24 protein-coding genes and 1 pseudogene are annotated in these 26,666 nt (G+C 69.3%); 14 read left to right on the top strand and 11 right to left on the bottom strand.

The annotated features are described in order from the left end of the window. Positions 1–263 precede the first annotated feature (263 nt). From ACFZB3_RS27875 to ACFZB3_RS27885, 3 genes are all read right to left on the bottom strand, one after another. Positions 264–1,418, bottom strand: a complete 1,155-nt coding sequence (locus ACFZB3_RS27875) for a D-alanine--D-alanine ligase (protein ID WP_391379730.1) — start codon at positions 1,416–1,418, stop codon at positions 264–266. 89 nt (positions 1,419–1,507) lie between these two features. Then, positions 1,508–2,302, bottom strand: a complete 795-nt coding sequence (locus tag ACFZB3_RS27880; protein ID WP_391379732.1) for a M15 family metallopeptidase — start codon at positions 2,300–2,302, stop codon at positions 1,508–1,510. Between the two features lie 33 nt (positions 2,303–2,335). After that, complete coding sequence (locus ACFZB3_RS27885) at positions 2,336–3,583, bottom strand: MFS transporter (protein WP_391379734.1); 1,248 nt, start codon at positions 3,581–3,583, stop codon at positions 2,336–2,338. A 497-nt stretch (positions 3,584–4,080) separates the two neighbouring features. Here ACFZB3_RS27885 and ACFZB3_RS27890 point away from each other — a divergent pair, with 497 nt between their 5' ends. Next, positions 4,081–4,881 carry a hypothetical protein gene (locus ACFZB3_RS27890; RefSeq protein WP_391379736.1) on the top strand — a complete coding sequence of 267 codons (801 nt, stop codon included), beginning with the start codon at positions 4,081–4,083 and terminating at the stop codon, positions 4,879–4,881. Between the two features lie 263 nt (positions 4,882–5,144). On the opposite strand, the gene ACFZB3_RS27895 is transcribed toward ACFZB3_RS27890, so the two are convergent. Continuing rightward, positions 5,145–6,548 (bottom strand): ricin-type beta-trefoil lectin domain protein, encoded by a 1,404-nt coding sequence (locus ACFZB3_RS27895; RefSeq protein ID WP_391379738.1) that lies wholly within the window; start codon positions 6,546–6,548, stop codon positions 5,145–5,147. A gap of 723 nt (positions 6,549–7,271) precedes the next feature. Here ACFZB3_RS27895 and ACFZB3_RS27900 point away from each other — a divergent pair. The 5 genes from ACFZB3_RS27900 to ACFZB3_RS27920 all read left to right on the top strand — a co-directional run bounded on the left by ACFZB3_RS27900 (position 7,272) and on the right by ACFZB3_RS27920 (position 12,139). Then, positions 7,272–8,072 (top strand): alpha/beta fold hydrolase, encoded by an 801-nt coding sequence (locus ACFZB3_RS27900; protein WP_391379740.1) that lies wholly within the window; start codon positions 7,272–7,274, stop codon positions 8,070–8,072. Positions 8,073–9,576: 1,504 nt separating this feature from the next. Next, positions 9,577–10,227, top strand: a complete 651-nt coding sequence (locus ACFZB3_RS27905; RefSeq protein WP_391379742.1) for a hypothetical protein — start codon at positions 9,577–9,579, stop codon at positions 10,225–10,227. An 11-nt stretch (positions 10,228–10,238) separates the two neighbouring features. Continuing rightward, a complete protein-coding gene (locus tag ACFZB3_RS27910; RefSeq protein ID WP_391379744.1) occupies positions 10,239–10,946 on the top strand; it encodes a hypothetical protein in 708 nt (235 codons plus the stop codon). Between the two features lie 564 nt (positions 10,947–11,510). Continuing rightward, positions 11,511–11,732 (top strand): type II toxin-antitoxin system VapB family antitoxin, encoded by a 222-nt coding sequence (locus ACFZB3_RS27915; protein WP_391379827.1) that lies wholly within the window; start codon positions 11,511–11,513, stop codon positions 11,730–11,732. Then, entirely contained in the window at positions 11,729–12,139 is a 411-nt protein-coding gene (locus ACFZB3_RS27920; RefSeq protein WP_391379746.1) for a PIN domain-containing protein, read from the top strand. Before ACFZB3_RS27915 ends, ACFZB3_RS27920 begins: the two co-directional genes overlap by 4 nt. 65 nt (positions 12,140–12,204) lie before the next feature. Here the strand turns inward: ACFZB3_RS27920 and ACFZB3_RS27925 are convergent, their stop codons facing one another. The 4 genes from ACFZB3_RS27925 to ACFZB3_RS27940 all read right to left on the bottom strand — a co-directional run bounded on the left by ACFZB3_RS27925 (position 12,205) and on the right by ACFZB3_RS27940 (position 14,127). After that, complete coding sequence (locus tag ACFZB3_RS27925) at positions 12,205–12,417, bottom strand: hypothetical protein (RefSeq protein WP_391379829.1); 213 nt, start codon at positions 12,415–12,417, stop codon at positions 12,205–12,207. 205 nt (positions 12,418–12,622) lie between these two features. After that, positions 12,623–12,778: a hypothetical protein gene (locus ACFZB3_RS27930; protein WP_391379748.1), complete on the bottom strand. Its 156-nt coding sequence runs from the start codon at positions 12,776–12,778 to the stop codon at positions 12,623–12,625. Positions 12,779–12,967: 189 nt separating this feature from the next. Continuing rightward, complete coding sequence (locus ACFZB3_RS27935; protein WP_391379750.1) at positions 12,968–13,927, bottom strand: alpha/beta hydrolase fold domain-containing protein; 960 nt, start codon at positions 13,925–13,927, stop codon at positions 12,968–12,970. 47 nt (positions 13,928–13,974) lie between these two features. After that, positions 13,975–14,127, bottom strand: a complete 153-nt coding sequence (locus ACFZB3_RS27940; protein WP_391379752.1) for a hypothetical protein — start codon at positions 14,125–14,127, stop codon at positions 13,975–13,977. Between the two features lie 228 nt (positions 14,128–14,355). Here ACFZB3_RS27940 and ACFZB3_RS27945 point away from each other — a divergent pair, with 228 nt between their 5' ends. Both ACFZB3_RS27945 and ACFZB3_RS27950 read left to right on the top strand, forming a co-directional pair. Continuing rightward, positions 14,356–15,267 (top strand): LysR substrate-binding domain-containing protein, encoded by a 912-nt coding sequence (locus tag ACFZB3_RS27945; protein ID WP_391379755.1) that lies wholly within the window; start codon positions 14,356–14,358, stop codon positions 15,265–15,267. 154 nt (positions 15,268–15,421) lie between these two features. Then, on the top strand, positions 15,422–17,494 hold the full coding sequence (locus tag ACFZB3_RS27950; RefSeq protein ID WP_391379757.1) for an ATP-binding protein: 2,073 nt from the start codon (positions 15,422–15,424) through the stop codon (positions 17,492–17,494). A gap of 48 nt (positions 17,495–17,542) precedes the next feature. Here ACFZB3_RS27950 and ACFZB3_RS27955 read toward each other — a convergent pair whose 3' ends face one another. Then, positions 17,543–19,462 (bottom strand): FAD-dependent oxidoreductase, encoded by a 1,920-nt coding sequence (locus ACFZB3_RS27955; protein WP_391379759.1) that lies wholly within the window; start codon positions 19,460–19,462, stop codon positions 17,543–17,545. A gap of 495 nt (positions 19,463–19,957) precedes the next feature. Here ACFZB3_RS27955 and ACFZB3_RS27960 point away from each other — a divergent pair, with 495 nt between their 5' ends. The 6 genes from ACFZB3_RS27960 (at position 19,958) to ACFZB3_RS27985 (ending at position 24,187) form a co-directional block, all read left to right on the top strand. Continuing rightward, entirely contained in the window at positions 19,958–20,389 is a 432-nt protein-coding gene (locus tag ACFZB3_RS27960) for a carboxymuconolactone decarboxylase family protein (RefSeq protein WP_391379761.1), read from the top strand. A 98-nt stretch (positions 20,390–20,487) separates the two neighbouring features. Then, positions 20,488–21,087: an NAD(P)H-dependent oxidoreductase gene (locus tag ACFZB3_RS27965; protein WP_391379763.1), complete on the top strand. Its 600-nt coding sequence runs from the start codon at positions 20,488–20,490 to the stop codon at positions 21,085–21,087. Positions 21,088–21,163: 76 nt separating this feature from the next. Further along, the gene (locus ACFZB3_RS27970; protein WP_391379765.1) at positions 21,164–21,709 is read left to right on the top strand and encodes a hypothetical protein; all 546 of its coding nucleotides are present in this window, start codon (positions 21,164–21,166) and stop codon (positions 21,707–21,709) included. Between the two features lie 322 nt (positions 21,710–22,031). Further along, complete coding sequence (locus tag ACFZB3_RS27975) at positions 22,032–23,039, top strand: zinc-binding dehydrogenase (protein WP_391379767.1); 1,008 nt, start codon at positions 22,032–22,034, stop codon at positions 23,037–23,039. A gap of 67 nt (positions 23,040–23,106) precedes the next feature. Beyond that, positions 23,107–23,658 (top strand): MarR family transcriptional regulator, encoded by a 552-nt coding sequence (locus ACFZB3_RS27980; protein WP_391379769.1) that lies wholly within the window; start codon positions 23,107–23,109, stop codon positions 23,656–23,658. A gap of 79 nt (positions 23,659–23,737) precedes the next feature. Then, positions 23,738–24,187, top strand: a complete 450-nt coding sequence (locus ACFZB3_RS27985) for a hypothetical protein (protein WP_391379834.1) — start codon at positions 23,738–23,740, stop codon at positions 24,185–24,187. A gap of 53 nt (positions 24,188–24,240) precedes the next feature. Here ACFZB3_RS27985 and ACFZB3_RS27990 read toward each other — a convergent pair. Then, positions 24,241–24,864 (bottom strand): annotated as a pseudogene (locus ACFZB3_RS27990) (integrase core domain-containing protein); the annotation flags it as partial. Between the two features lie 389 nt (positions 24,865–25,253). Then, positions 25,254–26,468 (bottom strand): globin domain-containing protein, encoded by a 1,215-nt coding sequence (locus ACFZB3_RS27995; RefSeq protein ID WP_391379771.1) that lies wholly within the window; start codon positions 26,466–26,468, stop codon positions 25,254–25,256. Positions 26,469–26,666: the final 198 nt, after the last annotated feature.

A 26,666-nucleotide genomic window follows, 5' to 3' on the forward strand; every position in this document is an offset into this window, starting at 1 on the left:
CCGGCATGACTTCTGCGCGAATCGGCATTGGCGCCACCAGGCATCCATGACCATGATGGACTGACATAAAGCGGCCTCCATCGGTGGATGGCTGCCCTGCCCTGCACGCAGCCCTTGCCGCATTCTCCGCCGCGCACCGCCGGTGCCGACGTGAAATAATTCCACTCCGCCTCGGCGTGACAATCGGCAAACCCCCGAGTTTTGTGGTCTGGCCGCCCCTCAGTGAATCTGCTCTGTATTCCGGGAGAGCGATCCGGCTCGGATCACCTGAGCCCGGTGGTCCGTCGCAGCGCCGCCTGAAGCAGACGATCCACCAGGTCGCCGTACCCGATGCCACTGGCCTGCCACATCTGCGGGTACATCGAGACGGGGGTGAAGCCGGGCATGGTGTTGATCTCGTTGATCACGAATCGTCCCTCCTCGGTGAGGAAGAAGTCCGCACGGACCAGCCCCTCGCAAGAGGCCGCCTCGAACGCCTTGACGGCCAGTCGGCGCACCTCGCTGGTCTGGCTGTCGGTCAGCGCCGCGGGGACCACTCCGGGAGTGGATTCGAGGTACTTCGCCTCGAAGTCGTAGTACGCACGCGCGTCGGGCGCCGGGATCTCGGCCGGCACGCTGGCTCGCGGTCCCTCGGGGAACTCAAGCACTCCGCACTCGATCTCGCGGCCCTGCACCAGGGCCTCCACGATGATCTTCGCGTCATGCCGGTGCGCCTCCGCGATCGCGTCCTCCAGCCCCGGCGGCCCGTCGACCCTGGTGATACCGATCGAAGACCCGGCGCGTGCCGGTTTCACGAACAGCGGCCAGCCGTACCCGTCGGCGAAGCGGCTGATTCTCTCGCGGGCACCCGCCGCGTCGGACTGCCACTCACGGGGTCTGACCACCAGGTACGGCCCGACCGCCAGGCCGAACGAGCTGAACACCCTCTTCATGTACTCCTTGTCCTGGCCGACCGCCGAGGCGAGAACGCCCGCGCCGACGTAGGGGATGCCGGACAGCTCCAGCAGGCCCTGCACGGTGCCGTCCTCGCCGTACGGTCCGTGCAGTACGGGGAAGACCACGTCCACTTCGCCGAGGACCTTGGGCTCCGTGCCGCGTTCGCTGCGGACGACGGTCCGGTCGGTCGGGTCGACGGAGACGATGATGTTGCCCCGGCCCGGATCCGTGAGCTGCTCGACCGTGGGCTGCCGCCGGTCGGCCATCGCCATGCGCTCGGGATCGTCCGCCGTCAGGACCCAGCGCCCGTCCTGGGTGATGCCCACCGGCAGGACGTCGTACTTCGTCCGGTCGATGGCTCGCAGTACGGCCCCCGCGGTCACGACGGAAATGCCGTGCTCCGAGCTCCGGCCGCCGAAGAGGAGCACTACCAGCGGCCTGCGGCGCGATCCGGACGGAGGGGAGGTGGGTTGTTCGGTCATGGTTTCTGCTTCCTTCGCTGTGCGGCGCCGACCCTCCGGTGGGAAGGCCGGCGCCGCACACTGGTGGACCGAAGTCCTCGGTTGTCCGGTCAGCCGGTCAGCGAGGACCTGGAGACGGGGAAGTCGAAATAGGTCGACGGGTAGGGCTCGGCGGCAAAGGTGAAGTGCCACCATTCCTCGGCGAGATTCACGAATCCGAGGGACTCCAGCTCGTTCTTGAGCAGCAGTCTGTTGCTGTGCTGGACTCCCACGATGCGCGGGTCGAGGGTGTGCGCGAGCGTGTCGAAGCAGTCGTAGCCGGTGCCCATGTCGATCGAGTTGTCCGGGAACCTCTGCGCCGCCGGCGCGTAGCACGGCTCGAGCTTTTCCCCGGGAACGTAGGGACGCGTCGGGTGGGCCGGCAGCTTCACGAGCGTGAGGTCGATCGTGCTGCCACGGCTGTGCCCCGACTTCGCCGCGATGTACCCGTCTGCGAAGAGGTCGGCCTTGTCCACCTGCGGGTAGAACTCGTCCTTCATCTTCAGGTCGGTCAGGTCCTGGGCCCAGTCGACGAACTGGTCCACCGCGCGCTGCGGCCGGTAGCAGTCGTACACCTTCAGCGTGTAGCCCTGCGTCAGGAAGTAGCGCTCGGCCTTCGCCAGAGCCTGTGCCGTCTGGGCGGTGACGATGCACAGCGGTTCGGCGTACCCATTGATCGGCGTGCCGATGAAGTTGTGAGGCGTGGCGTAGCGGATCTCCTGCAGAATCGCGGGGGCCACGTCGTGGAGCGCCACGAAGTCGGCGGGTGCCTTGTCTTCCGTCTCGGCGGCCTGCGCGGTGACCGAGGCGCTCGTCACCGTGACAAGGACGGCCGCCAGAAGCGCCAGCAGCATGGGGACGCGCATGCGCGCATTGTTGATTATCACTATGCCGTACCTCTACTTGATATAGGGGCTTGATATAGGGGCGGAGAATTTCCCCAGACCCACGAACGGCGCCAACGAGAGCGCCATGACGAAAATACCGAAGAACAAGGTGCAGTGCAGGAGGCCGTATTCGCCGACGAGTAAACCCGTGACCAGTACCGGAATGCACATCGACGTATAAGTGATGGTGTAGATGGCGGCCATCAGGCCCGCCCGTTCCGTCGCGAGGACGTTCGCCGTCACCAGACGGACGCCGCCCTGGAACGCGGGGCCGAATCCCGCACCGGCCACCGCGGTCCCCACGTACAGGGCTGCGGCGGAGTCGCGGTGCGCGGCCAGCAGCGTGACGGCCACCCCCGTCGTCAGAAGCAGCGAGCCGCCCAGAGCCGTTCGACCGGCGTCGGCATGCCGGGTCAGCAGCACTGCGGGTACCGCAGTGGCGGTCAGCAGGGACACGACCAGACCGTCGGCGGCCGACGACGCCGATCCCGTGATGCCCTGCACCAGATCGGGCCCGAGGGACAGATAGAAGCCGCCCAGAGCCCAGACGGCCACGAACACGGGTCCGGTGACGAGGAGGGCTCGGCGACCGGACCGGGGAGCGCGGATCCGTGGCCGGAGTGAAAGCCAGGCACCCGGCCTCGGCGACCTCGACTCCGGCAGGAAGGCCAAACCCAGCATCTGCACGGCCAGCGCGCCGAGCAGCAGCGCGTACACACTGCCGAGATGAGCCGGCATCAGGTCCATGAGCAGGCTCGTGCCGATCGTCCCCAACGCCATGCCGATGAGTGGAGCGATGCTGACGAACAGCGGGCCCCACCGCCTGGTCACATCGAGCAGGGCAGCACCCAGTGCGCTCGTCGCGGCACCTGTGGCCAGTCCCTGGAGCGTCCGGGCGAGGATCAGCGAGGTCACGCCGCCGGCCTGCAGGAAAAGCAGCATGGACAGTGCTTCGAGGGCGAGCGCTGTGCCGATGACCGGCCGTCGGCCGACATGGTCGGAGAGCGCGCCGACGGTCAGGAGCGCGACCAGGACGCTCAGGCAGTACACGCCGTAGACCACGGTGACCGTGCCGGAGGAGAGGTGCCAACTCGCCTGGTAGACGCGGTAGAGCGGAGTGGGCGCACTGGAGGCGACGAGGAACGTGGTGAGGACGGTCGATAAGAAGACAGCCGACCTCCGGCGGACAACCGCGTCGTCGGCCCACCCGCCGGGCGGCCTGGCCCTTGCCTCGGACTTGGCATGAAGCTCTTCGAGCATCGTTGTTCGGCTCTCTGTACGGGAAGGGCGGAGTGGAACACGCGAGCGGCAACCCAGAGGGCGCACGTCACTTGGCCTGTCGGCAGGCCGTGCTCTCCATGACTCCGACGCCGCGGGCGACTCGACGGGCATCAGGGCGGCCTCCCGCCGAGGGGGACCGGGGGAGGCCGACGGGGACCACCGTAGGGCTCCGGGTGACGTGCTCACGGCTGCCGTAGTCCATCGGGTACCGACGGGACCTCGGCAGGGACCGAACGGACACTTCGGCGCGGCAGGTGCGGCGGACGAGGCGGCGCCGGGCTGGTGACATGCCGATCCGGCATCGGAACGACCCCAGTCGGTATGGGCGGTATCCGCTGGAGCTGACCGAGAATCGGCGGGCGGGTCGGGTCTGCCTCTGCCGCCCGGCGACCCGCCGACGCCCGAGAAGGCCGGCCTTCGCCAACGCCTCCAGGCCCAGGTCCGGGCGCTGCAACCCCGGAGGACGAACACCGAACATGACTGCCCTCAGCATCGCCGAAGGTCCCGTCGGTCTCGTGGAAGAGATCGGTTTCGTGGAACAGGAGGACGTCACCTTTCCGGTGAGCATCGTGCTCACGCTGCAGCGCGAGCGGACGGCGTCGCTGCTCCGCGCCCTGCGCAGTCAGCGGGTGCTGCCCGCCCAGACGCACACCTGGGGCTCCGAGCGGGCTTACGGCGCCCTGCTGCACGAGGCCGGCCCTCGCCTCACCGTCCTGGACGTACCCGGTTCGCAGTGGAGCGACGCCTTGGAGCAACGCGTGCGTGCGCTCAGCAACATCGCGTCGGTGGTCGTACTCATACCGGATCACACGGATTCCGTACGGCTTCTGCTGGCGGGGGCCGCCAATGTCCTCCCCCGCGACTCGCCGCCCAGGGAACTCGCCAGCAGAATCGCCGCAGAGCGCCGATGGCTGGACATGCGGCGCTCACCGCGGCGGCGGGTCGCGGATTCACCGCCGTTTCGCGCTGTCCGCCCCCAGCAGCATTCCCAGCAGGTGCTGTTGGACATCCTCTGTTCCGCCTCGCGGCCGTGGTGCTGTCACGATCTGTGCCTCCTGCTCGGTACGGCCGGGGAACCGATGAGCCGCCGAGCGCTGCAGGGCAGGATCGTGCGGCTCAACGAGCGGCTCGCGCGTGACGGGCTTGCGGTCGACTGCACGACCCAATGGGGGCGCACGACGTTCCTGGGCCTCGTCGAGGCCATCGCCACCGACGCACCCGTGGTCGGGACGGCCCCGACCATGCACAGGACGGATGAGTCGCCACCCACCCACTGAACTGTGGCTTCGCGCCTCGGAGACGAACAGACCAACGGAGAGGTGAACATGGACGAGCAAGCGGCGACACCGGGCGAAGAGGCGGAGTCGGAGGAATCTCAGGAGGCGGTGCGGGCCGCGCTCCTGAACGCCTGGACAGCAGGGGGTGGCGGAAGGGACAGGCAGGAGACGGGAGCCGCGTTGCGTCCGGTGTCATCGGCCGTCACGCAGGGCGGCTTACCGGGTGCCTGAGCACGCCCGCGGCAAGCCGTCCCGGTGAAGGGTCAGGTGGGGATGTTCCACCGCTGGTTGACAGCGCTGGCACAGCTCGTGATCTGGAGCTGGGTGAGAGCGATGGTGTAGTCGGCGGTGCCGTCGAGGCACTTGCCGGACTGCGGGTTGTAGATCGTGCCGTCGGCACGCGCCTGCCAGCTCCGGCCGCCGGAGCCGTCGCAGTCGTACAGCTCGACGACGGTACCGTCCGCCGTACCCCCGTCCTTGACGGCCATGCACCTGCTCTCAACCGTGATCGTGCCGTTGAGGTTCAGCGTCCACTGCTGCGAGTTCGTGTCGTTGCACCAGTACAGCTGGACCGGGTTGCCGTTCGTGGTGTTCCCCAAGCGGTTGTCCACACACATCCCGGCGGAGTTGCTGATGGGTCCCGTCGGGTTCTTCTCGTTGGTCAAGGAGAACCCGCTGTTCGGCGTCAGCACCGCGTAGGACAGATCCGAACAACCGAGGTCGGACGACTTCACCGTGGTCGCCACGCTCGAATTGGCCTCCGTGGCGGCCGTCCAGCCGCCGCCGTAGGAGGTCTGGTACTTGAGCCCCGTGGTCTGGAACACCGCGCCCTTGGTCTCCGCGCAGTACTGACCCTCGCCGGTCGTCGGGTCGTAGTGCGTGTAGACCTCCATCATGTCCCAGCCGCCGCCGGAATTGCCGAGCTTGCTGGTGTTCGCGGTCTTGAAGAAGGTCTCCCATTCGTGCGTGTCGTAGTTGTAGAGGTACGAAGTCCACTCGTTGGTCGCCGCATCGGTCTGAACGTCCTGGACCGAGTACGACGGCCGGCCGTTCACCTTCTTTGTGTAGGTGTCCAGGAAGGCGGAGTCGACGACCAGGTACTTCGCCCAGCCCGGGACCGCCGCACACCAGTCCCACGCGCCGACCCAGATCGTGCCCCCGGAGTAGATCGTGGTCATCTCGATGCAGGTGGCGTTGCTCGGGTCGAGGGTCGGCGCATAGACGGTGTCGTCGCCGGTGACCGGAGTCGAAAGGTTCACGCTGTGAGTGGCCTGCGCGCCGTGCAGGGTGCCGCCGGTGGGAAAGACACCCCAGTAGGCGTGGTACTTCCCGGCCCAGGAGGACAAGGCGTCGGTGGTGGCGTCCGTGGCGGACGGCGCGTCCTCGTAGACGCCGACCGGGCCCTGGTGCCGGGAGGCGTTGAGCTCGTAGAACCGCCGGGAGACCTCGGCGGGCAGTTCCCTCCTCGCCGCCGCCCCCGTGGTGCCGGGGATCATGCGCTCGCTGTGCCGGACATCAGGCGCGGGTGAGCCCGAGTCCGGCTGGACGGAGGCCGCCGCTTCGAAAGGCCGGGCTGGGGCCACCGCTTCGGAAGCAGGCGTCCCGGTGGTCAGCGCCAGCACGGCGACGACCCCCACCAGGGCAGAGCTCAGCTTGCGTATGCGCACTACTTGTCCTATCTGGATGTACACATGGCGGTGCCCGAGAACGGGCTGTGGCGTGACCGTTGTGTCCGGCGCGAACTGGGCGGCCCGGGCGGCCGCCGAGGCGCACGCACCGTCGTCGCGACGTGGGGAGACACGGGCCGTCGGCGGCTCAGTGCTCGTGCATGCCGTTCATGGCCTCGATCTGCGTCCACGACCTGGGCTGAACCGGAAGAGAAGACCTCCTGGCCGTGACGGACACCGCCGACTTGGCCGGCCGACATGCTGACGACGCCACCGTCTTCACATGGTCGTCGTCCGGTCACGGCGAGGCCGGCCACCCCCAGGCGACCGTGCCCGTTCGTACCCGTCGCAGTGCCCACACCACCGCGCAGGTGAAACAGATACCGGCAATCAAGCACGCCGGACAGCACAGATGCCGCCCAATTGCCAGCAGCTCTGCCCGCTTTAAGCGAGGGAAATGCGGCGCTGGAAATATCGAAGGACGGCGGGAGAGACCACCTGCTCATGCCGGATCGACATGGAAGGAAGCAGGATTGGCATTAGCCTTCCGCCGACGCGGCCGCCATAGTCGATTCTGCGAAGCGCCGTCGGCCGCAACAAATACGGTTTCCTTGCTCCTGCGGACCGCGCCGCTTCCTCTGCCGATCAGGCTCGACAACCCGAGAGGAACAAAACCAAATGAATTCCACCGCTCGAATCAAAGCGCTGGCGACTGCCGGGCTTGTGAGTGGCGCGGTCGTGGCCTCGCTGGCCGTGACGAACGCGAGCGCCGTCACGACCCAGGCGGACGACCACGCCGTCGCCTCGCAGGCGGCGCACCGCGCGAAGCCGACGGTGGTCCTGGTCCACGGAGCGTTCGCCGACTCCTCCAGCTGGAACAGCGAGATCGCCTACTTGCGACGCCACGGCTACCCGGTACTCGCGATCGACACCCCGCTGCGCGGCCTGGCCTTCGACAGCGCCTACGTCGAGGCACAGGTCAAGACCGTCAAGGGCCCCGTCGTGCTGGTCGGCCACTCCTACGCCGGAGAGGTCGTCAGCCAGGTCGCCGCGAAGACGTCGAAGGTCAAGGCCCTCGTGTACGTGGCGGCTCTCATCCCCAAGGAGGGGGAAACCGCCGGCTCCCTGATCGGACAGTTCCCCGGGTCGCAGCTCGTTTCGGAGAACTTCCGCACCGTTCCCCTGCCCGGCGGTGACACCGACGTGTACCTCAAGGCCGACAAGTACGGGACCGTGTACGGCAACGGGCTGTCGAAGTCGGACATCCAGGTCGCCTCGGTGACTCAGGAGCCGGTCGCCCTCTCGGCCTTCACCGACAAGGCCACGGTGAATCCGCCGGCGAAGACCCCGAAGTGGGCGGTCATCTCGACCGAGGACCACGCCGTGCCGACGGCCGCCCAGAAGTTCGAGGCCAAGCGAGTGGGCGCCCACATCAGCTACACCCGCTCTGGCCACGATGTTCCGTCGATCAGCCCGGGAGCGGTCGACCGTGCCATCGTCGCCGCCGCCAACTCCGTGCACTGATCAACCCCTTCAACGGAGCGCCCGTTTGACCGACGCGGGGCTTCCGGCGGTCGTGTCATGGCCTTCCTCGCCGCTGTACAGGCACTGGCGATGACTCTCTACTGCCGCCCCGGACGGCGCAGAACTCGCAGCCGCAGACAGTACAACGGACGGCTCCCGCAGGCCCGATGCCTGCGGGAGCTTTCCCGTTCTCTCAGCGGTGACCTTGTCCTCTTACAGGACCGCGACGCATAAGCGCCGCGTTCGCAAGCGGCTCGTCATGTCCGAGTGCCCGCGTTGCGGAATCTCGCGCTCGGGCCGCTTCGGTATGGACGGGCAAGGAGCACCTCCGCTTCCTCGACGGCGTCAGCGGTGACGGCCACGTCGACATCATCGGCTTCGGCGGCCCGGAGGTGCACATGGCCCGTCACCTCTACGACCCGGAGCGCCTGCGCGTGCGCCAGCCAGGGCGACGCCCCGTGCCGACACTTATACTCCGCTTGGCCACCGGGCTCTCAAGGTCCAAAACGAGATGCCGGGCACCAGCCGAAGCGGCTACCATCCTCGTCGTGCAGGTGCGCAGGCAGCGGATACTTCGCCTTCCAAGCGGGTAACGCGGGTTCGAATCCCGCCGTCGGCTCCAGTCGGCGTCGTCCAGCGGCCCAGGACTCCTTACGTCTCCGCCGCCGACCCTGATCTCTGCACATCACACACGCACCGCCCGCCCGGGGATGGGCGGGCCGGGCGAGTCTTCGGGCGGTGTGCGTGCCGCGGACGGCGACTAGGGCCAGGTCGCGGAGCAGGCGGCGCTGGTCCATCAGCACTCCGACGAGGACCGACAGCAGGAAGTTGCAGCCGGTCTCGACGCGACTGTGCGTAAGGCACGCCAGGAAGCTGCGGCCGTGCCAGAAGACGACGCCGTTGATCCAGACGATCAACGTTGTGGCACGGATCTTGCACGCCACAACTGATCACGGTGGACAACAAAAAGGCCCAGGTCTCTGACCTGGGCCTTCTCCATGGAGCGGGTGACGAGAATCGAACTCGCGCTCTCAGCTTGGGAAGCGACGGTGCTTGGGGAGCTGGATACCGTCTGACCTGCGCATATGCTTTCTGACATGCCACCGGGGCGCGACAGACCGCACCGCTGTTGACCGTGACTGACCGGTCTTATGGGCACGCTATGGGCACGCCGCACGGGAGAGGCCGAGGGAGCCCCTGCGCAGCAACCGAGAGGCGTCCCGGAGGTGGGTGCGAGTGTCGGTCGCCAGAGGTCCTTGCGAAAGCGCACGCCTGGGAGGCCGGCGCCGAACGATCAACAGTCGTTCAAATGTATGGATCGGCCTGATGTCCAACAGCTAGATTGATCCAGCGTGATGCCGCTGACCACGGCATCCTCCGGCACCACAGTGCCTCGCATCAGAACACATGAACATGGGGGAATGCGTGAAAGCCAAACTGGCTTCGTTTGTGCTGCTCGGATCCGTGACTCTCGGAGCTGCCCCGGCGTACGCCGATGCTTCCGGTGTCACCGACGGGAACCACAACCTCAATACAAACCGACACTGTTGACAGCACAACGGACGCGGGTGGAGACGCGGGGCAGCTTTTCCTCGCCTCCGATGAGCAATATGTCCAGACCTTCGGAGCCGCCAAAGCAACCCAGCAGGGGCTCACTTACGAAGCCGTAGCCGATTCGGACTCCGTGGCAGATTCCACAGCGGCGGACGACACGGACAAGGCCGTCGCCGCGGCCGACTCCGATACCAGCGAAGGTGACACAGCGGCAGACGATGATGCCGCGAGCAGCCACTGGAGCGTGGTGAAGTTCGTGGCCCATGACAAGGACGGGCGCTACATCCCAACCCGTCAGGGAAACCGGTCTTTCGGCTGGGTCCATTTCTCCGGACCGCACAACATCCACAGCGAGAAAGTCATCAAGGCAGCGGTGAACGAGCATCCCGAGCGAGGGAGCACGAAGACCCGCAAGGTGTACGGCGCTGTGCTGTACGACACCCTCGGGATCATCCTCGCCAAGGTCAAGGTCATTGCGCAGTACCACTGGGAAACCAGCGACCACAAGTACAAGCTCGCCGACACCGACGACAAGATCGGCGTGATCACGGCCTTCTGCCAGGGTGTCAACAAATGCCCGGACGCGTTGAACCGAGTATGACGGAGCACTCCATGGCATGGGACGAGACGGGCCTGTCCGGTCTGCAGGCACAGCTGGCGCACGAAATGCTGAGCCGTGTCACAGCCTTCACGTTCGGACCGGACGTCCGGCTCGTCCGAGGTGTGATGACCTCCCCGGACCGACCTGACGCCGGCCGCGTCGTCCTCTGGGACGGCCGGCACCTCGACAACTCCGTCGCCTACGACGTGCCACTCACGGACCCCCAGGGCGGAAACATCCCCGCGGGGGACATCGCGGCCGCGCTGCGCGGCGTGGCGACCGACTGGCCGGAACGCGAGACCGAGAAGGAACCGCGCGACGCCTTCGGGATCCCCGTGATCGACGCATCCGCCCTCGTGCACGCCTTCGTCGCCGAGCCGCGATTCAAGGTCCCGGACGCACTGCACGCCGCAGCGGCCGCGTTCTCCCTCTCTCCAGAGCCGGAAGACCCCCCAGAACTGCGCCTACGCGGCTTCCTCCTCCTGGACCACGCAACGTGCCGCCTCTACCTGGACACCCCCGAGTCACAGGACGCACCGCCGTTCGGCATCGACCTCCCCCTCCAGGACAAGCAAGGTGCCGTCACGGTCGGCCTGACAGCGGCGCACACCGCGCTCCCGGTCCTCCTTCTTGGCGAGCTGGAACGCATGCGCAAGGACGTCCACGACCCCTACTGCCATACCGTCTACGACTTGGCGGACTGGCTCTCCGACAGCTGACCGCACAGTGCCGGGAACCGCCTCGCGCGTATCGACCCTCGCTCCGGGAGTCCATCGGCTCCCGGAGCGGATGGGTCCACCAGGAGGCTGTGGCCACGCCAGAAGACAGCACCGTCGACCCGGACGATCAACACGCCGGCACGGATCCGGCACACGACAACTGATCACGATGGACAGCAAAAAGGCCCGGTCCTGTGACCTGGGCCTTCTCCATGGAGCGGGTGACGAGAATCGAACTCGCGCTCTCAGCTTGGGAAGCGACGGCGCCCGGGGAGTCAGGTAGCCGCCGACCTGCGCGGATTCGCCGTGCCGGCGCGGCCGCGCGGGCTCGCTCGCACCGCTGTCGACCGTGGTTGCCCGTTCCTATGGGCACGCTCTGGGCACGGGAACCTCCAGCGGCCGCCCCGTACGGCGCACCGTGATTCGCGCCGACCGACGGGCATCACCTGCCGGACTGATCCGGAGTGTCCATTGCGATTGCAGATCCGGCGTTCAGATGCGGCATCGTCCATGTTGATGACATATTCTTCTATGTACATCACCAACATTGTGCGGGAGGTGCCGATGTCCGTGACCCAGATCGACATCGATGACGACGCCCTGGAACGGGCCATGGCTCTGGCCAAGGTCAGAACCAAGAAGGAGGCGGTCAATCTCGCTCTGCACTTCTACGCCGAGCAGCAGGAGCGCGCGGCCCGCATCAGCCGTCACTTCGAGCGTGCGCGCGAGTGGGGTGCCGTCGAGGACGCCGAGCGCCTGCATGAGGCGGAGAAGCGCAGCCGGTGATCTACCTGCTCGACACCTCCGGTCTGGTCCGGCTGCTCCGGGATCCGAAACTGCAAGCGGCCTGGTACGACGCGATCGACGCCGGGGCCATCGCATCCTGTTACGTGCAGCGAGCCGAGTTCCTGTACAGCGCCCGGAACAGCCGCGAGTACGACGAGATCGCGGAGATGTTCACCGACCTCTACCCCGACGCGGCCGTGCCGAAGAACGCGGGGCGCTGGATCAGCGCGGTGCAACACCGTATGGCGCGGGCCGGGGAGCATCGCAGCGCGTCGGCGGTGGACCTCGTCATCGCCGCCACCGCTGCCCACCACGGCCTGGCCGTCCTCCACGACGATGCCGACTACCGTGCCATCGCCCGGCACGCATCCGACCTGACCGAGCACAACGTCCACGACGTCGCCTGAGGCTTCCTTCCCCACAGGCTGTGGACGGGAGGTCTCGAAGGCCGGCCATCGAGATCTCCGGAGCATCACTTGACGTGTACGACGCGTCTGGAGATGCGCGGGCCGTCAGCGGTCCGCCGCGGTTCGTCCGCGCAGACGGCGCTGATGACGGTGTCGCCGTCCACGACGCCCAAACCCTTGGACCGGACACGGACCGCGTCGCCCGGACCTTCCGACACAACGACGTTCGTCCTGTGATGAGCAAGCGCGTGCCCGTCGGCGCTCAGGACGGAGGCGATCGCGTCCGGCCCGACGACCGGGTCGAAGCCGAAGGCGCTTCCGCCCCATACGGCTCTTCGGCGAGAACTTCACCGAGGCAGCTCCGTTCGCGGTCGTCCATGATGTGACCCCGCAGAGCCAGGACTCCCGTGATCTCGGCCATGTCTTCGTACGTGGGTTTCACCGGCGGTCCTCACTGGTCGACAGCGGCTGGGGCGGTGCCGCTCAGACACCGCTGAGCAGGGCCAGGACGTCGCCGTACATGCCACTCGCCGCCGCGTCCCGCACGAATTTCACTCGCTCCACGACGAGTTCCTTGGCATCGAGGTCGGCCCGCAAGAGAGCCAGGGTCTCGTCGAGGAACTCATTGCGGTCGCACACGGCTGCCGAGACGACCGTTCGACATCTGGTCCGCCCATGTCGAGTTGTTCTCCGCCCGCGGGGGTTCCTCCTTCCCGACCGGGCAACGGACCGCCCTACCTGGACCGTGTCCTGAATCGCAGGCCATACCCCGTTCGTTGTCGAGCCTCCCCTTCCGAGACACGGAAGGCCGGATCGCCGACGCGGCAGCTACGACGCCCGAAGCAGGCGTCTGATCGCGTCGGTCCGTGCGCTGATCATGCGGCTGCCGATAGCCGTACCGGGGATCACGTGCGCCAGGTGGAAGGCTCCGCTGTAGTGGTGCACCTCCGTGGGCACGCCTGCCCGGATCAGCAGGCGCGCGTAGTCGAGTCCTTCGTCGCGGGTGGGGTCGACCTGGTAGGCGGCCACCCAGGCGGGCGGCAGACCGGCCAGGTCCTCGACCTCCGCGCGTGCCGGAGCCGCGTACCGGGGCACGTCCGGATCGCCGGGTCGAGCGAGGTCACCGAGGTAGTACGCCCAGCTGTACGGCGAGTTGGACGCACTCCAGGTGGGGGTCTCGGGAAGGTGCCGCATGGAGTGGGTGCGCAGCCGGTCGTCCACAGTCGGGGCGTCCAGAAACTGCGCCGTCGGCACCGGCCCCCCGCGATCCTTGGCGATCAGCATCAGGGCCGCTGCCAGCCCGCCCCCGGCGCTCTCTCCCAGAACACCCACACGCGCGCCGTCGATACCGTGGGCACGGCCCGCTGCACCAGCCGCCCACATGAACGCCGCGTAACAGTCGTCCAGGCCGGCCGGATACGGGTTCTCGGGAGCCAGCCGGTAGTCGACGCTCACCACGACCACGCCCGCCCGGTCGGCGATCAGGCGGGCCTGGTTGTCCACGCTGTCCAGGTCGCCCATGACGAAGGCCCCGCCGTGCAGGTAGAGCAGACCGGGTAGGGGGCCGGTCCGTTCGGTCGGCGCGTGCACGCGCACCCTCACGTCCGGCGCCCTCCGGTACCCCGGAATCGCGAGGTCCTCGACGCACAGCGGCCGCTCCGGCTCGTACGGCACGGCCGAGTCAAGGAACTGCCTGGTCAGGGCCCGCATACCCGGCACATCGGAAAGATCGAGAGCTGGGATCATCGGTGCCACCGCGGCCAGTTCGGGGTCGAGAACGTCATCCATGCGAGTGCCTCCCAAGGGGCGACTTGTGTGTGAGGGACCGCCGCTGATCAGCGCGCGGTGAAGTAGTGGTCCTTCTCGATGTCCGCGACGAGCCCGGGCCGCACCGGCACCCCTTCGTCGCCGGTCGCGTGCAGCACGGTTCCCACGGGTGCGGATTCCAGGGCCGTACGGAACATGTACGCGGCATCGAGCCGGTACACGGCTGCCTACCGCTGGGACCGTCGCCCACATGCGCCGAGACACCCGTCGCCCGCGCGGTGGCACCGCGACCGCACGCATGGCTCATCTCCTCTTTCCACGGCCCCGCCAGCCTGCCGGCCTGCCTGCCTGCCTGCCTGCCTGCCTGCCTGCCTGCCTGCACCGACAGTCAACGCGGCGGGGACGCGGACCTGAAGGACCGATCCGATCCCTGTTGATACCCTGCAGGTATGAATGAGCTGGAGACACGGCAGCTCCGCTACTTCGTCACGGTCGCCGAGGAACTGCACTTCGGACGCGCCGCCGCACGGCTCGACATGGCACAGCCGCCACTGTCCCGGGCGATCCGGGAACTGGAGCGCCAACTCGGCGTCACACTGCTCGAACGCACCACCCGCCAGGTCACGCTGACCCCGGCCGGCGAGGTCCTGCTGCGCGACGCCCGGACCGCACTCGAAGCGATCGGCGCGGCCCGCAGACGGGCCCGGCACGCAGGTGAGTCGGCACCACGGCTGCGGCTCGCCCTCAAACCCGACGCCGACGGCGGCCTGCTGCCACGCATCCTCCACGCCTACGCCGAACAGGAGGCGGCTCTGCCGGTGGAACTGGCGCTCGGCCGCTTCGGCGAGCAGGCGCAGGCGGTACGCGACGGACGAGCCGACGCCGCCCTGCTCCTCTCCCCGTTCGACGGCCGCGGCCTGGACGCCGAACCGCTGGCCACCGAGCCGTTCCTGCTCGCTCTGTCGGCCACCGACCCGCTGGCCACCCGGCCGTCCCTGCGCCTGGCCGACCTGGCGGACCGCAGCCTTCCCGACGGGTCACCCGCAGACCACGGAGTCGCTCCCGGCCCCTACACATACGCCAGGGACGACACCCTCGCGCCCCACGCCGGGCACGACTCCTCCGACCTGCCCCAGATCTTCCGGCTCATCGAACTCGGCAGCATCGTCTGCTACTTCCCCGCCTCACTCACCCAGCGCTACCCCCGCCCCGAGATCGTCTACCGCCCGGTCGAGGACCAGACACCGGCCACCCTGTCCGTGGCATGGCCCCAGGACTCCCACTCACCAGCCGTCGCGGCATTCGTCCGCACCGCCGCCACGGTCGCAACGACAGCCCGACAACCAGCACCAGCCACCTGACACCGGCCCGGCGAACGGCCGTACGAGGACGCCGGGGAGTTCGAGTCCGGTTCGCACCGTCGTCGGCGGTGCGCGGTGCCGGGTCCTACGCTGGGCCTCGTCGTCCGCTCCCCCTTCGTCGACGGCATCGAGAAGCCGTGCCTGGAGGTCACCCTTGCCCGATCCGACCGGTACCGGCCACCGCCTGGAGGAGCGGCTGCGCGCGGCCCGTGAGCGTGGCTTCGTCGGGCGGCCGGCGGAGCGCGCGGTCTTCCGCTCCGCGCTCGACGGGAAGGACGACACGTTCTGCGTCCTGTACGTCCACGGGCCCGGCGGAATCGGGAAGTCGGCGCTGCTCCAGCGGTTCGCCGACGACGCCCGGGCCGCGGGTCGCCCGGTGCGCCTGGTCGACGGCCGTACGGTCGGCCCCTCGCCGGAGGCCTTCACGGAGCAGGCGGGCGACGAGGTGCGGGCGCCCGGGGCGGTGCTGCTGGTCGACACGTTCGAGCGGTGCGAGGACGTCGGGCCCTGGCTCCGGCGCGACTTCATCCCCGCACTGGCGCGGGACGCGCTGGTGGTCGTCGCCGGCCGTCGGCCGCCCGGCCCTGAATGGCGGGCCGACCTCGGCTGGGGCGAGGTGCTGCGGGTGCTCGCCCTGCGCAACCTCGCACCGGACGACGCGGCCGCCCTGCTGGACCTGCGGGGCGTGCCGGGGCAACTGCGGCCGTCCGTCGTGGCGTTCGCGGGCGGGCATCCGCTGGCCCTGTCGCTGGCCGCCGAGGTGGCGACCGTGGACCGCGCGGTGGCCCGTGGCTGGTCCCCCACCCAGGACGTGATCGAGACGCTGCTGTCCGAGCTGGTCGGTGCCGTCCCCTCGGGGGCGCACCGGCACGCGCTGGAGGTCTGCGCGCACGCCTGGTCCACCACCGAGGAGCTGCTGCGTGCCGTGCTCGGGGGCGGAGGCGGAGGCACGGACGCCGACGCCGACACGCTGTTCGCCTGGTTGCGCGAGCTGCCGTTCGTCGAGTCCGGGTCCGGCGGCCTCTTCCCCCACGACGTGGTCCGCGACGCGCTCGACGCCGACCTGCGGTGGCGTGATCCGCAGGGGTACGAGCGGATGCACCGGGCGATCCGCGACCACCTGCTCGACCGGGCCAGGACGGCGCACGGACCGCTCGCGCTGCACACCCTGCGGGCCCTGAGCTTCCTGCACCGGCACGGCGGGGTGATGCCCGACTTCATCACCTGGCGCGGTGAAGGAGAGGTGCAGGAGGACGTCCTGCGGGCCGGGGACGCACCCAGCGTCGTGGCACTGGCCCGCGCGGCGGAGGGGGTGAAGTCGGCGCGGATCGCGGAGTTCTGGCTCGGCCGCAGGCCCGACGCGTTCACCGTCTACCGGGATCCCGCGACAGGTGAGCCGGTCGGCTTCATGGCCTGGCTGCGGCTGGCGGCCATGGACGCACGGGAGACGGGGGCCGATCCGGTGGTGGCGGCGGCCTGGGAGCACAGCCGCACGGCCGGCCCCGTCCGGTCCGGCGAGCACCTCGCGCTGACCCGGTTCATGGTGTATCCGGCGGTGTACCAGCGCCCGTCGCCGGTCAGCGACCTGATCGGGATGCGGGTCCTCTCCGAGTGGCTGCGGGCCGACCGGCTCGCCTGGTCGTACATGGTCATCGCGGAGCCGGAGTTCTGGCGACCGCAGATGGACTACCTGGACCTGCGGGCGATCCCTGCGACGCCCTCGGTCGGGGGCCGCGGCTACACGCTGTTCGCGCACGACTGGCGGGCGGTGCCGGTCGAGCGCTGGCTGGACCGCCGCGTGGCCCAGGAGCTCTTCGGCCCGCAGGCCCGGCCGGCCGGTGCGCCGCCCGAACTGGCGGTGCTCGCCCGCGAGGAGTTCGACAGCGCGGTACGCGACGCGCTGGGCGCCTTCGGCAGGACCGAGGTCCTCGGCGCCAGCCCGCTCGCCCGCAGCAGGCTGGTGGCCGACCAGGGCGGTGCCGATCCCGCGGAGACGCTGCGCGCCGTCCTGGTCGAAGCCGTCGACACCCTGGCACAGGACGCCCACTCGGCCCGGCTGCACCGGGTACTGGCCACCACCTTCTTCCACGGCGTGCCCACCCGCGAGGCCGCCGCCGAGCGGCTCGGCCTGCCGCCGAGCACCTACCGCCGGCATCTCACCCGCGGGGTCGAGCAGGTCTGCGACCGGCTGTGGGAGCGAGAGCTGTACGGCCCCACGGGCGGGTGACTCCCCCGACGCCAGGGGAGTTGCGCCGAGGGAGCCACATCAGGAGGGTCACTCCAGCGGGGTGACCAGAAACTCGGCGGGATCCACCTCGTGCGTGCGCTGCCAGTACTCCAGCGTCGTCAGCGGCCAGTTCTGGGTCGACCGGCCGGAGCTGTTCCGGTACCAGGAGTTCACCGTGGAGAACCCCCAGGCGCGCTGGCCGCTCTCCTCGTCGATGCGGCGCTGGTAGGCCGTCAGGGCCCGCTCCCGCACCTCCAGAGACGAGCTGCCGCTCTCCAGCAGCAGCCGTACGGCGTCGACCACGTACCGGACCGCGCACTCGGACATGAAGAGCACCGACACACCGTGGACCACGATGCCGGTGTTCGGCCCGTACAGGGAGAAGAAGTTGGGGAATTCGGGGACGCAGGCACCGAGGTAGGCGCTGGCGTCGTCGCCTCCCCAGCGCTCCCGCAGATCGCGGCCCTCGCGTCCCACCACCTCCATCGGCGCGAGGAACTCCGCCGCATGGAACCCCGTCGCGCAGATCAGCACGTCGAGCTCGTGGCAGCCGCCGTCGTCGGTGCGCAGGCCGGTGGGGGTGACCTCCTCGACGGGCGTACGCACCAGCCGCACGTTCGGCCGCTTCAGGGTGGTGATCCAGGTGCCGTCGTCCGCGATCCACCGCTTGGCACCGAACGGCCCGGCCGGGGCCAGCGCTGCGCGCAGCCCGGGGTCGTCCTCGGTCTGGGCGTCGATCCACTGCCGCAGCATGGCGCCCAGTTGCTCGTTGCCCGCCGACACCGCGTGTTCCGTGGGAGGGAGGTCCGGATCGACGGTCACCAGCCCCAGATTGCCCTCCACGTACGTCAGGAACGTGACGGCCCGGTACCAGGTGCGGTAGTGGGGCAGGTGGTCCAGCAGCCACTGCTCGTCCGTCCCGACGGGTTGGCGCAGCTTGGGCGTCGGCGCCAGCCACGGCATGGTCCGGCCGAACACGGTCACCTCGGCCGCCGTACGAGCGATCTCGGGGACCAGCTGGACCGCGCTCGCGCCGGTGCCGATCACCCCGACCCGCTTCCCGGTCAGATCCACCGAGTGATCCCACTCGGCGGAGTGGAAGAAGTGCCCCTCGAACGTCCCGAGGCCCGGCAGGCGGGGCAGCCGCGGCCGGCTCAACTGCCCCACCGCGCTGACCTGGACGTCCGCGAGGACCTCGTGCACGCCGTCGTCGGAGCGCACCTGAAGCACCCACTGCGCCCGCGCGGCGTCCCACCGGCTGGAGAGCACCTCGCAGCCGAACCGGATGTCCTCGTAGAGGCCGTTGTCCTTCGCGAAGTCACGCAGGTAGTCCAGGACGGCCGGCTGGGTGCTGTAGTGGTGCGCCCAACGGCCCGGGTAGCCGCTGAAGCGGTACACCTGGCTCTCCAGGTCGACCCGGCAGCCCGGATAGTCGTTCGCGAACCAGGTGCCGCCGACGTCCTGCCGGCGCTCCAGCACGGTGACCGCGACGCCCGCCTGCCGCAGCCGGTGGGCCAGCAGCAGACCGCTCGCACCCGCGCCGATCACCGCGACCCGCAGCTCCCGTCCGCCTGCGACGGCCGAGCGGTGCCAGCGCGGCCGCCCCGGGTCGTCCTCGGGCCGGAAGCAGAGCCCGTCGGCCAGCAGCGGGACGTAGGCGCCGTACGACGGCCCCATCGCCCACTCCACGATGCGCCGCAGCACGTCGTAGCCGGGCCGCCGCCGCTCCCAGCCGTCGCCGACCCGTTCCAGGGCCGCCCGGCAGGCGCTGAGGATCTCCGTCCGTACCTCAGCCGGGTAACCCCCCTCCGGTACCCCGATCACCAGCTCCGGCCGCCACCGCGGACGCAGCAGCTCCAGGTCTCCGGTCAGGTGGACGGTGCAGATCAGCAGGGCCACCGGGTCGGCGGCAGCCAGCCGGTCCACGAGCTGGTGCACCGGCAACCCGGACCGGTCGTCGTCGAACATGGCGTGCAGTCTCCTCAGGTCGAACAGGCGAGGACCGGCTGTCACCCGGCTACCCCGCGCCGCGGACGGGCCGAGGCCCCCGGGTCGCGACCCGGCACCGGTCCCGGCGCCAAGCCGACCAGCGGCGACCGCTCAGCCGACAGCCCATTTACCGCTCACTCGCCGTCCACCACGGCGCCGCCGCGCGATCACGGGCACAGCCGGCGGGTCCGCGGCATGAAGCGCTACGGCAGCCTCCAGACACCCGTCGACCGTCGGGTACGGGACACTCTCCGACGCATTCATACCCGTGAGGTATCAACGGGGACCGGATCGATCCTTCAGGTCGGCCACCACGCGGGATTGACTGGCAGTCGCCGGCCCGACGGAGCTTCCCGCCGTCCGCCGGCGCCCGGTACGGGCTCCGGGTCCGCGACGGACCGGTCGTCGCCGCCCACCCGCGCATGCCGCGAGCGCCCAGCCCCTCTTCGATCAGTACCACCGCAAGGAGAAATCGTGTCCGCCAACGCCTCCGCCAGCACTGCCGACGCCAACACTGTCGACCCGAACGAGACCACGGCCACCCGGCGAGAGCGGGGCGAGAAGATCGCGGAAGAGCTGCACGGAGGCCGCGCGGCCCTCCTGGACGCACTCGACCAGGACTTCCCCTTCCTGGCCAACGCCCTCACCTCCTACGCCGTCGGCGAGGTCCTCGCCCGCACCGTGCTCGACGTGCGCACCCGCCAGCTCGCACTCGTCGCCGCGTTCGCGGCACTCGGCCTCGGCGACTTCATCAAGGTCCACGGCGACTACGCCCTCAACGCAGGTGTCACCGAGGAGGAACTGAAGGAGATCGTCTACCTCACCACGATTCCCGGCGGTTTCGCCCGCGCCGTCCAGGCCTCGCAGGCGGTGGCCGAACTCATCGCCTCCCGCCGACCGGCCTGATGCTCCTTCCGGCGGCCCGCTCCGGAGCGGGCCGCCGAGCTCCGCCATGCGCTGCAGCACCGCCCGGCTTCCCGCTACTCACCGAAAAGGCATTCTCCGTGCAACCGCATTCGGACCGTCCCGTCGTCTCCATCGCCTACCACTCCGGCTACGGCCACACCGGCGTGCTCGCCGAGGCGGTCCGCTCCGGCGCGGCCGACGCCGGAGCGGTCGTCCACCTGGTCAGAGTCGACGAGATCACCGAGGAGCAGTGGACTACGTTGGATTCGTCGGACGCGATCGTCTTCGGGTCGCCCACCTACATGGCCACCGCATCCGGCGCCTTCCACACCTTCGCCGAAGCCACCTCGAAACGCTTCGTGCCGGCCACGTGGCGGGACAAGCTCGCCGCCGGGTTCACCAACTCCGGTGCCAAGAGCGGCGACAAACTGCACACCCTGCAGTTCTTCACGATGCTCGCCGCCCAACTCGGCATGCACTGGGTCAACCTCGGTCTACACCCGGGCTGGAACAGTTCACAGGCGTCCGAAAACGACCTGAACCGGCTCGGTTTCTATCTCGGTGCCGCTGCCCAGACCAATGTCGACCAGGGGGCCGAGGCAGTGCACAAAGCCGATATCGCCACCGCCCAGCACCTCGGCCGCCGAGTCGCCGAAACCGCCGCCGTCTTCCGAGCAGGGCAGGCAGCTTCCGCCTGAGGCCGGAGCGGCGGCGGTACATCGCGACCCGAAGGTCCGCACGCACTGACTCCGCGAACTCCCGGAGGGCCGGACCGTGAACCGCCGAAGTGATCGTCCCCTGGAGTTGGGTGCCTTCCTCAAGGCCCGCCACGCCGACCTGGACCCGGCCACCGTCGTGCTGGCCGACACCAGGGCTCGCGCCATGTGCGGGGGCTGCGCCGCGATGAGGTCCGGCGCTTCCCCGGACGCCCTGGGCGCCCTGGCCGGGGCGCTGCGCCTGCCGGAGGACGAGCGCAGCTACCTCTTCCAGCTCGCCGACAAGGACGGCGGACGTCCGCAGCCGAAGCCGCGGGCCGAACGCGTCGCACCGCAGCTCCAGCAGCTGCTGGACAACCTGCGTGACAGCCGCGCCATCATGCTGGGCCGCTACCTCGACATCCTTGCGTGGAACCCGCCGGCCGCAGCGGTCTTCCGTGACTTCGCCGAGGTTCCCCGGCGCCACCGCAACTTCCGCATGCTCTTCCTCGATCCCAGGTCCGAGGCCGGTACGCCGACTGGCCGCCCATCGCCCGGATATGCGTCGGATTCGTCCGCGGCGCCGCCGACGGCTCCGGCGAACCCCGGCTCACCGCCCTCATAGGAAAGGTCTCCCTGCAAGAGTGCCCGGCCGGTTTCCCGGTGCGGGGCGGGCCGCGGGGCGGGCCGGGAAGGGCGAGTGCGGTGATGGCCGGGCCGGCGGTCCTGGAGAACGTGACGCTTGCCGGGCGGGCGGAGCGGGTGCGGGCCGCCAGCTCGTTGCCCCGGATGGGCAGCTGCCAAAGCTTTCATCTGCCACTCCTTTCGCCGGCGCCTGCCGCCGAGCCCGAAGATAGTTAATGCACGAAGTAGTTCGTACATGTATTATCTTCTATCGGGGCTGAGTCAATCAGCTCGTGAAGCTCCGCCATGAAGGGTGATCCCAGATGAAGGCAATCCAGATGACCGAGACGGGAGGACCCGGCGTCCTGAAGCTCGTCGAGGTCCCTGACCCGACCCCGGGCCCGGGTCAGGTCCTCATCCGCGTCCAGTCGGCCGCGGTCAACTTCCTCGACGTGATCCGCCGCAAGGGCGACCCGTATCCCGATCCGACGCGGATGCCGTTCATCCCGGGCGCGGAGGTCGCGGGGACCGTGGAGGCGCTCGGCGAGGGCGTCGAAGGCCCTGCAGTCGGCACGCCGGTGTTCGCGGTGGTCGGCGAGTACACCGAGGGCGGCTACGCCGAGCTGGCGGTCGCCAACTCCTACAGCGTCATCCCGGTCCCCGAGGGCGTCGAACTCGACTCCGCCGCCGGACTGCTGATCGTCGGTCTGTCGGCCACCGTGCTGCTCACCGAGGTCGCGGGCGTGACCGAGGCCAGCACCGTGTTCATTCCCGCCGCAGCCGGCGGGCTGGGCAGCTTCGCGGTGCAGATCAGCAAGGCGCTGGGGGCCACCGTGATCGCCGGCGCCGGCTCCGAGGGCAAGCGCCAGGTCGCGCTCGGCCTCGGTGCCGACCACGCGATCGACTACCGTCAGACCGACTGGCCCGCGCGCGTCCGCGAACTGACCGACGGCAAGGGCGCCGACGTCGTGCTGGAGACACTCGGCCCCGGGCACCTGCCCCAGTCGATGGCCGCGCTGGCGCCGTTCGGCAAGCTCGTGGTCTACGGTGCGGTCAACGGCCTGGACGCGGCCAAGATCGACGGCCCGGCCCTGTACCCGCTGATCTACGACCCCGCGCCGTCGCAGTCGCTGATCGGCTTCAACGTCGGCACCTGGTTCGTCGACCGGCCCGAGGCGGTCGTCGGCGCGATGGGTAAACTTGTCGGCTGGGTCGCCGACGGCACCGTCAAGGGCCTGGTCTCGACCACGCTGCCGCTCGCAGACGCGTCCGAGGCGCACCGCATGCTGGAGGCCGGCACCTCGACCGGAAAGATCATCCTCAAGCCCTGACCCCGAATGTCACCGGGGAGCGACGACGAGGCCGCGATCCCGGTGCCCCCGCGACGACGAGGCCCCGATGCCCAGCTCCCCTGACCCGAACCGCTCCGACGCAACGCCTGCCTCGGGCCGCCGCAAACGGCCGGCCGCGGGCGGAGAACCCGCGAACGCGACGCCGCTCGCGCACGCGGCGGACGGCGAGACGACCGGGTTCCTGCTCTACCAGGCGCACCTCACCTGGCAGCGCGCACTGGGCCGGGCGTTCGCCGCGCTCGGCATCACCCACGCGCAGTTCGCCATCCTGGCGGCAGCGTGGCAGCTCGGGCAGGGCGGGCAGCTCCCGAACCAGCGCGAGGTGGCCGACACCGCGCACATCTCGCCGGTGGTGACCTCCTCCACGATCAAGACGCTCACCCAGCGGGGCCTGCTGGAGCGCGTCGCCGACCAGTCGGACGGACGCGCATCGCAGATCAAGATCACCGATGCGGGTATCGAGGTGGCGCAGGCCGCCGCTCAGGCACTGTCGGACGCCGAAGCGAGCTTCTTCGACTCGGCACCGAACCACACCGCGCTGGTCGAGGGCCTCAAGAGCGTCCTCGCCCATGCCGCCCACAACGCCGCGGCCGGATAGCCGGCGCGCACCCGTCCCGTCCTGAATCCCCACGCCGTCAACGGCGCGCCTTGGCGCGCCCCCGACCCTGGAGAATCCCATGCCCCTGATCGACCTCGACCTTCCCGAAGGACTCGTCTCAGCCACCGTCCACGACCGGCTCGTCGTTGACCTCGGCCGCGCGCTGCTGCGGGCCGAAGGCCTGCCCGCCGAAGGCCCGATCCTCGACCACGTAGCCGTCTACACCCACCTGCACCCGGCCGCGTCCGTCAGGGTGCTCGCCGGACCCGACGCCCCCACCCCCGTCCGCATCCGCGTCACCACCGCCGCCGGCAGCCTCCGCCGCGACTCACAGCGCCAACTCGTCGCCGACATGACCCGCCTGATCGTCGAAGCGACCGAAGACGAGTCGATCGCCCAACGGACTCTGGTACTCCACTCCGAGATCGCCGAAGGCGGCTGGGGCGACGGCGGCATCGCCCTCGGACGCGAGGACTTCGACCAGCTCAACGCGTCGGCGCGTTCCGCAGGCGGCACATCCACCCGGTAGCCACGAGACGATTCCGCATCCCCGCCCACGGCGGCCGCGGTATGCAGCAGCCAGGTGTGCTGTTCGGACAGATTGGTGACGCGGCCGGCTGGGGTGTGGCCGCTGATTCCAGTGTGAGTCGGTGGTAGTTGTACCAGTCCAGCCAGTCAGGGAACGCGGCCTGCCGTTCGGTGTCTGAGGTGGAGGTCCTGTGATAGGCCCACTCGTCGAGCAGGGTGCGGAAAGCGTTCGACCTTGCCATTGGTCTGCGGCCGCCAGGGGCGGGTCCAGCGTGTACTGATGCCCAGCTGGTGGCAGGTCTGGCGCCAGGACCCGTTCAACGCTGATGCCGCGTTCGGCGAACCACCTGGCGGCAAGGGTGAGGAAGGCCGCGCAGGTCGCGGCGGTCTCGTCGGGCAGGTCTTGGGTGCAGGCCCAGGCGGCAGTGGTCGTCCAGCGCAGTGTGCAGGCAGGCGTATCCGGCGCCGTTACGGCGGTCCTTGTTCGGACTGCCGACTGCGCGGCCAGCACCCTGCGTCGGCCGCCGTCGAGAATGCGGCCGAGCTTCTTGACGTCGATGTAGACCAGTTCGCCGGGCCGGGCGCGTTCGTAGCGGTGCACCGGCTCGCCTGTGGCCCGGTCAGTGCCGGCAGGCCGTGACGGCGCAGGATGCGGTGGGCGGTGGAAGCGGCGATGCCATTGGGCCAGACAACAAACAAACCCCAAGCCACCGACCTGGGGTTTCACACTGGAGCGGGTGACGAGAATCGAACGCGCGCTCTCAGCTTGGGAAGCGACGGCGCTTGGGGAACCGGATAGCGTCTGACCTGGCCATATGACGCTCCGACCCGGCGCTCGAAGACAGCAGATCGCACCCCTGTCGACCGCGACTGACCGGTCTTAAGGGCACGCTATGGGCACGCCGTCCGGCCAGGGGCGCAGAACGCCCCTGCGCGGCGACCGAGAGGCACCCCGGGGTCGGTCGCGTGCACCGATCGGTAGGTGCCGTTGCGGAAGCGTACGCCCGGGAGACCGGCTCCGAACGATCAACGGTCCAGGTCTTCGGCGGTAGCTGCCGTGTTGGCACCTACTCGTAGTCCGCGTGCCACAGGTCCGGGCCGAACACCTCGTACTGGATGTCCTTGGGTGGCACGCCGTGTTTGGTGAGTGCGCTGTGGACCTCGTGCATGAACGGGATCGGGCCGCACATGTGGTAACTCGCGTTGTCGGGCAGGGCGACTTGTGAGACGTCCATCTCGCCGGGGAAGAGGCCGGTCACCGGGAGTCGGCTGTTTGCGCCTTGCTCGTACCAGACGTAGGCGGAGGCGCCGGGCAGCGCGGCGATGTCGTCCAGGACCTGGTGGCGCAGGGCGAAGCAGTCCTCGTTGTGGTCGGCGTGCAGCAGCACGACCGGCAGCCGGGAGCCGGCTTTGACCAGGTGCGAGAGCATCCCGGCCATCGGGGTGATCCCGATGCCCGCGCTGATGAAGACCATCGGGGAACCGACGTAGTCGTCCAGGGCCACGGCGCCGAACGGGACGGACAGGGTCAGCGCGTCGCCCACGTCGACCGTGTCATGCAGCAGCGTGGACACCACTCCGTCGGGCTTGTCGCCGCCGTGCACGCGTTTGACGGTGAACTGGCGGTACTCGCCGTTGTCGGCGCGGCTCAGGCTGTACTGGCGGGGCTGGCGGGTGCCGTCGGGCAGCGGCACCTGCACGGTGACGTACTGGCCGGGCAGCGAGGGCTTGACCAGGCGGTCGTCGGTTCGTCTGATGACGAAGGTCATCACGTCGTCGGTCTCGCGGATCTTCTGCTCGACCTCCCATTGCCGCCATATCGTGTGCGGCTGGACCGCGCGGGCGCTGTAGAGCCCCCGTTCGATGTGGGTCAGCGCCTCGGCCATCAGCCAGTAGACCTCGTCCCAGGCGGCCGCGACGTCCGGGTTCACCGCATCGCCCAGCACGTCGGCGATGGCCCACATCAGGTTGTCGTGGACGACCTGGTACTGGGCCGGCTGGATGCCCAGCGACGCGTGTTTGTGCGCGACGCGGGTCAGCAGGTTCTCGGGCAGGCGGCGGGGCGTGTGCACCAGGGCGCCGGCGAACGCGGCGATCGATCCGGCCAGCGCCTGTTGCTGGGTGCCCTGTGACTGGTTACCGCGGTTGAAAGTACCGTCCAGCAGTTCCGGGTGCTCGCTGAACAGATGCCGGTAGAAGTGCTCGGTGATCTCTTCGACGTGCTCGCCGACCACCGGAAGCGTCGCTTCGATGATGGGGCGGGACTTGTCCGACAGTTGCATGGTGGTCTCCCCTTGATGGGGATGAGCGTGATCATCTCGACCGCGCCGGCCGGCCGGGCCACGCGGACGCACGCCGTTGATCACGGCAGCGAGCGATGTCACTCGGAGCCTCCCCCTGAGTGGTGGACACGCTGATACTGGATCTGCTTGATCCGGAGGAAGCGAGAAGACCGCCGATGGCGATGAAGGACTATTCGG

Source organism: Streptomyces sp. NPDC008092 (assembly GCF_042957285.1).
In the GTDB taxonomy this organism is placed as follows: domain Bacteria; phylum Actinomycetota; class Actinomycetes; order Streptomycetales; family Streptomycetaceae; genus Streptomyces.

Bases quoted from the DNA above. Each gene is read 5' to 3' on its own strand.
- ACFZB3_RS27985 (WP_391379834.1), top strand. From the start codon at position 23,738: ATGCCCCTGATCGACCTCGACCTTCCCGAAGGACTCGTCTCAGCCACC.
- ACFZB3_RS27995 (WP_391379771.1), bottom strand. From the start codon at position 26,468: ATGCAACTGTCGGACAAGTCCCGCCCCATCATCGAAGCGACGCTTCCG.
- ACFZB3_RS27945 (WP_391379755.1), top strand. From the start codon at position 14,356: ATGAATGAGCTGGAGACACGGCAGCTCCGCTACTTCGTCACGGTCGCC.
- ACFZB3_RS27975 (WP_391379767.1), top strand. From the start codon at position 22,032: ATGAAGGCAATCCAGATGACCGAGACGGGAGGACCCGGCGTCCTGAAG.
- ACFZB3_RS27910 (WP_391379744.1), top strand. From the start codon at position 10,239: ATGGCATGGGACGAGACGGGCCTGTCCGGTCTGCAGGCACAGCTGGCG.
- ACFZB3_RS27915 (WP_391379827.1), top strand. From the start codon at position 11,511: ATGTCCGTGACCCAGATCGACATCGATGACGACGCCCTGGAACGGGCC.
- ACFZB3_RS27890 (WP_391379736.1), top strand. From the start codon at position 4,081: ATGACTGCCCTCAGCATCGCCGAAGGTCCCGTCGGTCTCGTGGAAGAG.
- ACFZB3_RS27885 (WP_391379734.1), bottom strand. From the start codon at position 3,583: ATGCTCGAAGAGCTTCATGCCAAGTCCGAGGCAAGGGCCAGGCCGCCC.
- ACFZB3_RS27955 (WP_391379759.1), bottom strand. From the start codon at position 19,462: ATGTTCGACGACGACCGGTCCGGGTTGCCGGTGCACCAGCTCGTGGAC.
- ACFZB3_RS27875 (WP_391379730.1), bottom strand. From the start codon at position 1,418: ATGACCGAACAACCCACCTCCCCTCCGTCCGGATCGCGCCGCAGGCCG.
- ACFZB3_RS27880 (WP_391379732.1), bottom strand. From the start codon at position 2,302: ATGCGCGTCCCCATGCTGCTGGCGCTTCTGGCGGCCGTCCTTGTCACG.
- ACFZB3_RS27935 (WP_391379750.1), bottom strand. From the start codon at position 13,927: ATGGATGACGTTCTCGACCCCGAACTGGCCGCGGTGGCACCGATGATC.
- ACFZB3_RS27980 (WP_391379769.1), top strand. From the start codon at position 23,107: ATGCCCAGCTCCCCTGACCCGAACCGCTCCGACGCAACGCCTGCCTCG.